The organism is Candidatus Similichlamydia epinepheli (assembly GCF_003056015.1).
This window is the reverse complement of the sequence record NZ_PPEU01000034.1, coordinates 1-8,342: the sequence shown is the minus strand read 5'-3', so window position 1 is coordinate 8,342 and position 8,342 is coordinate 1. Positions and strand designations below refer to the sequence as shown.

The 8,342-nt window shown below is 39.4% G+C and carries 12 protein-coding genes and 1 tRNA gene; 2 read left to right on the top strand and 11 right to left on the bottom strand.

The genetic code is table 11. The features are described from left to right. The 7 genes from trmD to GCCT14_RS02800 form a co-directional block, all read right to left on the bottom strand. Positions 1-720 (bottom strand): tRNA (guanosine(37)-N1)-methyltransferase TrmD (trmD, locus tag GCCT14_RS02830; RefSeq protein WP_108624156.1); only part of this gene is annotated, 720 nt, incomplete at its 3' end. A 6-nt stretch (positions 721-726) separates the two neighbouring features. Then, entirely contained in the window at positions 727-1,071 is a 345-nt protein-coding gene (rpsP, locus tag GCCT14_RS05565; protein ID WP_108624155.1) for a 30S ribosomal protein S16, read from the bottom strand. Next, positions 1,062-2,438: a signal recognition particle receptor subunit alpha gene (locus GCCT14_RS02820; protein ID WP_108624154.1), complete on the bottom strand. Its 1,377-nt coding sequence runs from the start codon at positions 2,436-2,438 to the stop codon at positions 1,062-1,064. The genes rpsP and GCCT14_RS02820 overlap by 10 nt, the downstream gene beginning before the upstream one ends. A gap of 8 nt (positions 2,439-2,446) precedes the next feature. Further along, the gene (gene prmC, locus GCCT14_RS02815; protein WP_108624153.1) at positions 2,447-3,298 is read right to left on the bottom strand and encodes a peptide chain release factor N(5)-glutamine methyltransferase; all 852 of its coding nucleotides are present in this window, start codon (positions 3,296-3,298) and stop codon (positions 2,447-2,449) included. After that, the gene (gene prfA, locus GCCT14_RS02810; RefSeq protein ID WP_108624152.1) at positions 3,271-4,380 is read right to left on the bottom strand and encodes a peptide chain release factor 1; all 1,110 of its coding nucleotides are present in this window, start codon (positions 4,378-4,380) and stop codon (positions 3,271-3,273) included. The genes prmC and prfA overlap by 28 nt, the downstream gene beginning before the upstream one ends. Positions 4,381-4,407: 27 nt before the next feature. Then, on the bottom strand, positions 4,408-4,677 hold the full coding sequence (gene rpmE, locus GCCT14_RS02805) for a 50S ribosomal protein L31 (RefSeq protein ID WP_108624151.1): 270 nt from the start codon (positions 4,675-4,677) through the stop codon (positions 4,408-4,410). 60 nt (positions 4,678-4,737) lie between these two features. Further along, complete coding sequence (locus GCCT14_RS02800) at positions 4,738-5,217, bottom strand: nucleoside deaminase (protein WP_204592939.1); 480 nt, start codon at positions 5,215-5,217, stop codon at positions 4,738-4,740. 46 nt (positions 5,218-5,263) lie between these two features. Between GCCT14_RS02800 and GCCT14_RS02795 the strand changes: the two genes are divergently transcribed. After that, positions 5,264-5,346: transfer RNA gene (locus GCCT14_RS02795), tRNA-Leu, on the top strand. Here GCCT14_RS02795 and GCCT14_RS02790 read toward each other — a convergent pair. The 4 genes from GCCT14_RS02790 to GCCT14_RS05635 form a co-directional block, all read right to left on the bottom strand. Continuing rightward, positions 5,335-6,189 carry a DUF2608 domain-containing protein gene (locus GCCT14_RS02790; protein ID WP_108624150.1) on the bottom strand — a complete coding sequence of 285 codons (855 nt, stop codon included), beginning with the start codon at positions 6,187-6,189 and terminating at the stop codon, positions 5,335-5,337. The two genes, GCCT14_RS02795 and GCCT14_RS02790, sit on opposite strands and share 12 nt — an antisense overlap. Before the next feature lie 15 nt (positions 6,190-6,204). Next, entirely contained in the window at positions 6,205-6,954 is a 750-nt protein-coding gene (locus GCCT14_RS02785) for a hypothetical protein (RefSeq protein WP_108624149.1), read from the bottom strand. A gap of 91 nt (positions 6,955-7,045) precedes the next feature. Further along, complete coding sequence (locus tag GCCT14_RS02780; protein ID WP_108624148.1) at positions 7,046-8,056, bottom strand: type I glyceraldehyde-3-phosphate dehydrogenase; 1,011 nt, start codon at positions 8,054-8,056, stop codon at positions 7,046-7,048. A 37-nt stretch (positions 8,057-8,093) separates the two neighbouring features. Then, on the bottom strand, positions 8,094-8,219 hold the full coding sequence (locus GCCT14_RS05635) for a L17 family ribosomal protein (protein WP_108624147.1): 126 nt from the start codon (positions 8,217-8,219) through the stop codon (positions 8,094-8,096). A 9-nt stretch (positions 8,220-8,228) separates the two neighbouring features. On the opposite strand from GCCT14_RS05635, the gene GCCT14_RS05535 reads away from it, so the two are divergent. Next, positions 8,229-8,342 (top strand): L17 family ribosomal protein (locus GCCT14_RS05535; protein WP_275655980.1); only part of this gene is annotated, 114 nt, incomplete at its 3' end.

The window sequence follows — 8,342 nt, the reverse complement described above, 5'->3', positions numbered from 1 at the left end:
AGTATATCTAATCAACAGGCTGTCTCTCTCAGATAAATTGTCAAAAAGATACGAAATTAAAAGATCTGGACGAATACGTACTGTCTCCTCAAGGGCTGCTTCTGCTCGATAATCAGATATCTTTTGATGGTCTCCTGAAAGTAGATCAGAAGGAACAGAATAACCTAGATACGATCTTGGACGAGTGTAATGGGGAAAATCCAAAATCATATTCTCGAATGAGTCCTCTAACACAGAAGATTCACATCCAACTACACCATCTAGAAACCGACTTAAAGCATCCACAACCACAAGAGCTGCAAGACAACCATTAGTTAATACGAAATCCCCTACAGAAATAGACTCATCTATACATAAATCAGATACACGAGCGTCTATTCCTTCGTAATGACCACAAAGAAGAAGAAGATGCTTCTCATGTGCAAATTCTCTAGCAACGCGAGACGTAAAAGGGCGTCCTGCAGGTGAAAGCAAAACAGATCGCGTCTCAGGACGAGAATGCCTCTGAACAGCGGACACAACAACCTGAGGCTCTATAACCATTCCAGGACCACCCCCATAAGTTCGATCATCCACTCGTCCTCCCTTGCGAAGGGCGAAATCGCGCAAATCTACGAGGTCAACTGTCAAAATACCATCCTCAATTGCCCGACCAAGTATAGAAGAAGAAAAAGGACCATTAAAATAAGATGGGAAAAGAGAAAGGATAGAAATATTCACTTCGCTCTATCGATTAGAACCATTCTTTCGAATTGATGCCCTTCTTCTTTCTTCTTTTCTTTTCTTCGCTCGCATTATCCGTCGATTTTGTAAAAATGCAATTGCAGATGGCGATGCCTTTTCTAAAAAATGAATGAAACTATCAGTTGGTTGAGCTCCTCTCTCCAACCAGTACAGTGTCTTTTCTTCAGAAATTAAGAACTCGGCTTTCCCCTCTACTGCAAAAGGGTTGTACCAGCCAAGACATTCGACATAACGACCTCCACGAGGACAACGCGCATCTGCAACGACAAAACGATACATTCTGCGATTCCTCTGTCCCTGTTGTCGCAACCGAATCTTTAATGCCATTTCATTTCTCCCATTATTTTTGTTAATTTATTTAAATCAAATGATGAACCCATCTCACGAAAGGTAGATCTCAACGCCTCAAAATTACCAATAACTCGCTTAACTTCATCAACAGATCGACCACTTCCTTTAGCAATCCTAAGCAAATTCTTTTCTGAAAATTGAACAAGACATTTCCTTTCTTTTTTTGTCATCGAACAAATAATAGAATCAGAAAGAATAAAGTCGCTTTCATTCAGTCTCAAGTTAGAAAATCCCGGAACCATTGCTAAAAGAGTAGTAAGAGGCCCACAACTTCTCAATATTCGCGCCTTGTCAAGATAATCCTGAAACGTAAATTCAACTGTCAAAGCATCTTTATTTAGACCCTCTATCTGTTCAGGCGTTAAAGAGCTTTCTAATTTTCTCTTAAGATTAAACGGATCCCCAAGTCCTAAAATTCGATCAGTCATGGAAAGAGGATTGAACAAACGAATATGATCAAGATGCTCACCAAACCCTTCAAACTCTATAGGCAGACCTAGCCTATGAACCATAGAAAGCAAACAACCACCAGTTGTCTCTCCATCCAACATGGTCACAATCAAACCCGTCAATCCGATCCTTTTTTGAAAGCAAAGACAAGATTCTAAAACGGATTGACCTTTTCCTCCATGAACAACAAAAAAAACTTTTTCCGAAAAGAGTCGAACTGCAATCTCTTGAACCTGATTTAATCCATCCAAGTCCGTTTCCAAACAGCCTGCCGTATCTACTAAAAGAAGTTGACAATTTCTTTTTTTAGACTCTTTCAAAACAGAATCAATAAAAATATCAAGGCTCTGATCAGGTTGAATAATAAAAACAGGAAAATCCAAAGGCTCAGCAAGTAAACGTAACTGCTCTCCAGCAGCAGGTCTAGTGTTGTCTGTCGAAACTAAACCAATAGAAAGAGAAGAATTACTATTTTTTAAGAAATATGCAACCTTGGCTACCTGTGTAGTTTTACCTTGACCTGGAAGCCCACAAAATATCCAGCTGCTTATTTTATCACTTTCAACTAGGTTTAAGATCTCTTTTTCTATTTTATCAAAACAATTATCGGATTCAAGTTGACTTCTCTCGTCCCAACCGAGCAAACAACTAATTTCTTTATAGATCAAATCAAAAAGATAAGAAGGTGTAAAACTCCCTAGTTCAATGGCATCAGATGAGTGGTCTTTTACTCTGTTTAAAAGATAGTCGATAACGGAAAAATGTACATCTGCTTCTATAAGCAGTGAACGTAACTGCTCGAATAAGATTTGAGCATCAAATTCACTAATAAATTTCTTGTTGCTTATCCCACGGAATAATTTAGTCAATCCATTTCTCAAAAAAGAAAACATGACTCCACCTAATCACAACTAAGAATAAGAAAACGATCCTTCCCAAAAGAATCCCTTTGCGACTTCACACTAAACCACCCAAATCGTCTAGCAATTCTTTCAACTTCTTTACATTGCAAATAACCAATCTCAAGAACCAAATGTCCTCTCTTAACTAAATAAGATTGTGCTTGTTGCAAAATTATAGTCAGATGCTCTAACCCAGTAGCTCCGGAGACAAGAGCCTTCTTGGGCTCAAAATCTTTAACAGATCGGTCTATGTTAATCCATTCCTCTTCTCCCAAATAGGGGGGGTTGGAGACAATCAGATCGAACAGTTCCCCTTCCCAAGGAGAAAACCAACTTCCTTCTCTAAAAATAATATCTCTCAATAACAATTTAGCATTCCTATGAGCAACATCAAGGGCCAAAGAACAAATATCAGACGCACAAACGATCGCATTAGACATAATCTTCTTCATAGACAAGGCAAGACATCCACTACCACAACCTAAATCAAGATAACGACCATCATAAGGTATATGTCCCCAAGGAATATGCCTAAGTAGTTCTTCTGTTTCTTGCCTAGGAATCAAAGTCGATGAATGAACTTGTATCCACTCTCCATCAAAAAAACACTCACCTAAAACATATTCAAGCGGACATCCTTCTATCAATCGTTTCAGATCAAATTCGAGCTCGCAAACAAACCTCTTATCAAGGAATTTATCTTCATTAAAATATAGATCCGATAAACATGAATAATCGAACTTACGACAAAAAAACCAATCGATATCAATTGCAGTCTGACCAATTTGTTTGGCTGCAAATCGCCATTTATTCAGCAGTTCTTTTACGGAAAGTTTTTCGACTTCGAGCATTTATTTTTACCATGCCAACGAATGAGAGCAGACGAAATAGGTTCCAATCCACCATTCATCACCTGATCAAGAGAGTAAAGTGTCATTTTAATTCTGTGATCCGTTAATCGATTCTGAGGGAAGTTATATGTTCTAATTCGTTCCGATCTATCTCCACTACCAACTTGAGACGCTCGTAAAGCCGCTACCTCTGCAGACTTCTCAGAACTTATTTTCTCAGAAAGCTTTGCCTTTAGCAATCTCATAGCTTTATCTCGATTACGATGCTGACTCCTCTCTTCTTGGCAATAACAAACTATTCCAGATGGAATATGCGTAATTCGAACAGCAGAATCAGTTTTATTGACATGCTGGCCACCCGCCCCAGAAGCTCTACATGTTTGAATCTTAAGATCTTTCTCATCAATTTCTAACTTTTGGGCAGAAGGATCGTCAGGAATTAATACTGCAATCGTAACTGCAGATGTATGAAGCCGTCCTTGAGCTTCAGTAACAGGAACCCTCTGAACTCGATGGGTTCCAGATTCATGCCTAAACGTTCTATAAACCGATTTGCCTGTAACTTCAAAAATATACTCTTTGAATCCACCTAAGGAAGAAGGAGTAGCGGAAAGAGTCTCAATTTTCCATTTCTTTTCTGCGGCATAAAGTTGATACATGCGCGCGCAATCTGCCACAAACAAGGCAGCCTCATCACCACCTGTGCCAGCTCTAATTTCAACAATAGTATTCAAATCGTCCAAAGGATCAGGCGGAACAAGCAAAAGTTCAAGAAGACGAGTTTCATCTTCACGTTTTTTTGTAAGAAATTGAAGCTCCTCTTCCAGGAAAGATTTCATGCTCTCATCTGAAGAAGATGTCTCAATCATTTGTTGAACAGATTTTAACTCTAGATCTATACGATCACACTCCATAAAAGCATTAGTAATCTCAACAAGACGAGAATGTTCCTTAGATAGTTCCACAAAAACTTTTTGATCCTGAAAAACAGACTCGTCAGATAATTGAGACTGAACTTGCTCCACTCTTTCAAAAAATTTCTCCCTGAAAGAAGGATCAAATATAATTTCTTCACCTGACATGTGATTACACAAATTTCAAAAGCTTACTTAGGACGAACTCTTCCGATATCTCTTATTGAACTTAGAAATTCTTCCCTCTGTATCAACATATTTTTGCCCAGTAAAAAGTGGATGAGAAGAAGAGGAAATAGAAATTTCACACAAGGGATACTCAATCCCATTAATCATGCATACTTTATCCTGCTTGCCATTCCAGGTTGTTCCACACAAATATTGAACGCCAGTACAAGTATCAACAAAGGCAACCATGCGATATTCCGGATGAAGTCGCTCCTTTCTCTCTCTCTTCTTGCTCATTATAAAAAACCAATCCTAGAAAAAAACTTTATATGAGTTTACTAGTTCTAGCCCAAAAACTCAAGGAGATGAATTGTCTTTCTTATTGCGCTGGAGTGAAAAAAATGTCTGAATAAGTTGTAATGATTCATTACGTAAAACTCCACCACGCATATCAGGAAGAGTGGCCCAACTACAATCTCTTGCCAACCCAACAGACAAACCATTTCCTCCCATTCTTGGATCAAAAGATGCCCAAACAAGACGAGAAATTCGAGCCAAAAGAATAGCACCCATACACATAGGACAAGGTTCAAGAGTAACGTAAAGAGACATGCCTCTTAACCTCCAATTACTTATGGATTCACTTGCGCGTCTTAATACAAGAATTTCAGCGTGAGCCGTTGGGTCAACAAGCTTTTCTACTCTGTTATAATCTGATGCTATAACCTCATTATCATGAACAATCACCGCCCCAATAGGAACCTCACCATTATCAAATGCAAGCATAGCTTGCTTTAAAGCCATCTTCATAAAAAATGTATCATGATCCAAGCTCAAGATTGACCTCAAAGTAACGACAACTTTACACTTCGGGGGCGTTCATGTTCGGGTGGTGGAATGGTAGACACGGAGGACTTAAAATCCTTTGGACGTTGGTCCGTGTGAGTTCGAGTCTCACCCCGAGCATAGATTCCAGATATCCCTCATTTTTTTCAGAATGTCTTTCCGCGTATGTGAGATGTCGAATTTTTGTGTTTGTCGTATTTCTTCATCCGTAGGAGATAAAGTAAGTGAAAGAAGTTGCGCTTCCGCATCTTCCATTCTCTCATCAGATTTACTTTCAGCCTTAAGCAGTAAGCTTATGTTGCTGGTCTTCTTTTTTGAAAAGAAATTATGACATTCATTCAAAAATTCACTATCAAGTGAAATACAAACTGTAGAACGCACAGGAATAGAAACATTTAGTACGAACCTCTCAATAGCTTCCGATATTGATAACGGTCCTACAAATAAAACCCCTTGTGTCCAAGCAGACTTTGGATCTTTAGCTGAAAGAAAATGAGAAATACGCAAAAAAGAAGGAAGTACGGATGCAAAATCACATCCGATACTGCTTAAATATAAAGGTAAAGTAGAAGCAAATGAAATCGATCTCCTCGTAACTCCTAAAATAGGAAATTCTCTAGATTTCAAATAGCGCAAAGCGTCCATTAAAGATTCACTAGGAGGATAAAACGAGGTATGACGCAGGCCAAAATCCCATACCTCTGACCGTACATAGGAAGATTGCTCATCTGTCAGATCATGTTGAAGAAGCATATTCTTCATTTCCTTAAACCATGACACACTCCCCAAGCTACTCTTCGGAGATAAAACAAGATCATCTACATCTAGAAAAACAAATGTTTGAAGAGGATTCAACTTAGCGAAAACTCTAGGTAATTCATCGAAAGAACTAACTTTAAGAATCGGGCCACCGTAAAGAATCGACTGCAAAAAATAAAAAAAGCAAAAAAAAGTCTTTTTCAAGTAGCCCTCCTAGATTCAATCGATTTCTTTTCTTCTATCTCTATCAAAACGCCCGCGTTTCCCAGAACCAGAACGTACACCTCTGTTTCTAGGTTGTTCTTGATGCGATGTAGAATTCTGCCCAGCAGACTTTTTCTGCCCTACAAGAGTGTCGGAAACAAGTGTTGAAGGAGGTGGAATGAGGGAAGCCAAAATTTTCGAAGCACGATCTACTACATCGTCATTACTTTTAGAAGCAGTATCGATATTTTCAGAGACTTGTTGTTCTTCTGGGAAAGGTGGTGGGCATCTGCCTTTTACTCTAGAAGAAGATGAACGAACTCTTTTCGGCTTACTAGAAGGCGATTCAGTTAGATGTACATCTTGACTATAGCTACTATTCCAATTCTTAGATGGAACAGTGGTACTAACATGGTGACTGGAAGAAGACGTCTTCTTTGGTGAGGAAGAAGCTGTAGAGGTCTCTAGAGAAGAAGCAACAGCTGATTCACGATGACTTTGACGTGACAAACGTTCCGAAGGTTTCTTAAGGTGAGAACGATTAGAATTACATTCAATGACTTCATACTCTCCAACAGGCACCAAAAAAGCACTCGGCCGACTAGCAGAACGATAAAAAACAGCTCCACCAAATATAACAACTTCAACAGCTTCTACCAAGTAAGTGTCCAACTCCTCTGCCCCTCGAGCATTCCGTACGAGCAACTTGGCACCTTCTCTCGCAGTAATCACAGTTTCAACAATAGGCTCTCTCGTAAAATGCACAGTCACTACCTCAAGATCTGCAATAAGAATGAAGGAAAACAGCCTATTCTAAGACTAATCTTCCAAAAGGAAAAATAATTAAACTAACAACCTATAAACACCGGTCACAAATGAACTGGACAAGATCAACCACCCTTGCACTGTATCCTCTCTCGTTATCATACCAAGCAACCAACTTAACCAATTGACCTTCTATAGCAACAGATGCTTTACAATCCACAATCGATGAATGACAATTTCCTCTTATATCGCTCGATACGAGGAAATCGTTAGTCACAGTAATGATCCCTTTGTAAGAACCAGATGCAGCCTCTTCTAAAGACTTAATAACATTATTAAGCGTTACAAAAGATCTAAATGTCAGAACAAGATCTAAAAGAGAGACATTAGGAAGAGGAACACGAAATGCCGTACCTAATAAACGCCCTCTCAAACGAGGCAATACCTCCTCGACAGCTTTCGAAGCGCCGGTTGATGTAGGAATGATATTTTGTAAACTTCCACGACATAATCTCATGTTTTTAGCAGAAGGAGAGTCTAAGAGAGATTGAGATGAAGTTGTCGCGTGAATCGTAGACAAAGAACACGCCTCAACACCAAACGCTCTATCAAGAACATCAAGTAAAGTTGCTGCACAATTCGTGGTACAAGAAGCCGCAGAAAACACTTTATCCACAAAAGAAAGCGCCTGATCATGATTAACTCCCCAGACAATAGGTGTTATATCGTCTGCTGGAGCCGAAATCAAAACCGAACGTGCACCCCCTTTAAGGTGTAAAGAGGCTCTCTCTTTAGAGCAAAAACGACCTGTCGACTCTATCACGACATCAATCTGATGCTGACCCCATTTAATGCAACTCGGGTCTGTCTCTCTAAAAATCACCACCCGATGCCCATCAACTATTAGAAAATCATCTTCAACAGAAACTGAACAAGGCAACACACCATGAGTCGAGTCGAATTTCAACAAATATGCAAGATTATCTAAAGAAGAAAGATCATTTATAGCGGAAATACTTGATAAAAGCCCCTTCTCAACCAAACGTCTAAAAACAGTGCGGCCAATTCTCCCGAAACCATTAATTGCAAACTTGTACACCATCTCCCCAGAAAACCCCGCCGTTTAAAATAAGCGAAGCCTACTCAGGGAGATACTCCAATACACAAAGATCAGAGCAGTCCCCTACCCGTTTCCCAATCTTAAGGATACGAGTGTAGCCTCCGTTCCTGGAAACGAATCTCGTTCCCAAATCCGTAAATAGCACATTTAAAACATGCTAAAGTCTTTGGTTGTTTGTGGTAGTGTCAAGACGACTGTCGTTAAGGCTAAAGCGTTGCGTCCTCTTGCAGATCGTTTAATTACATTAGCAAAGTCTGGTTCTATTGCT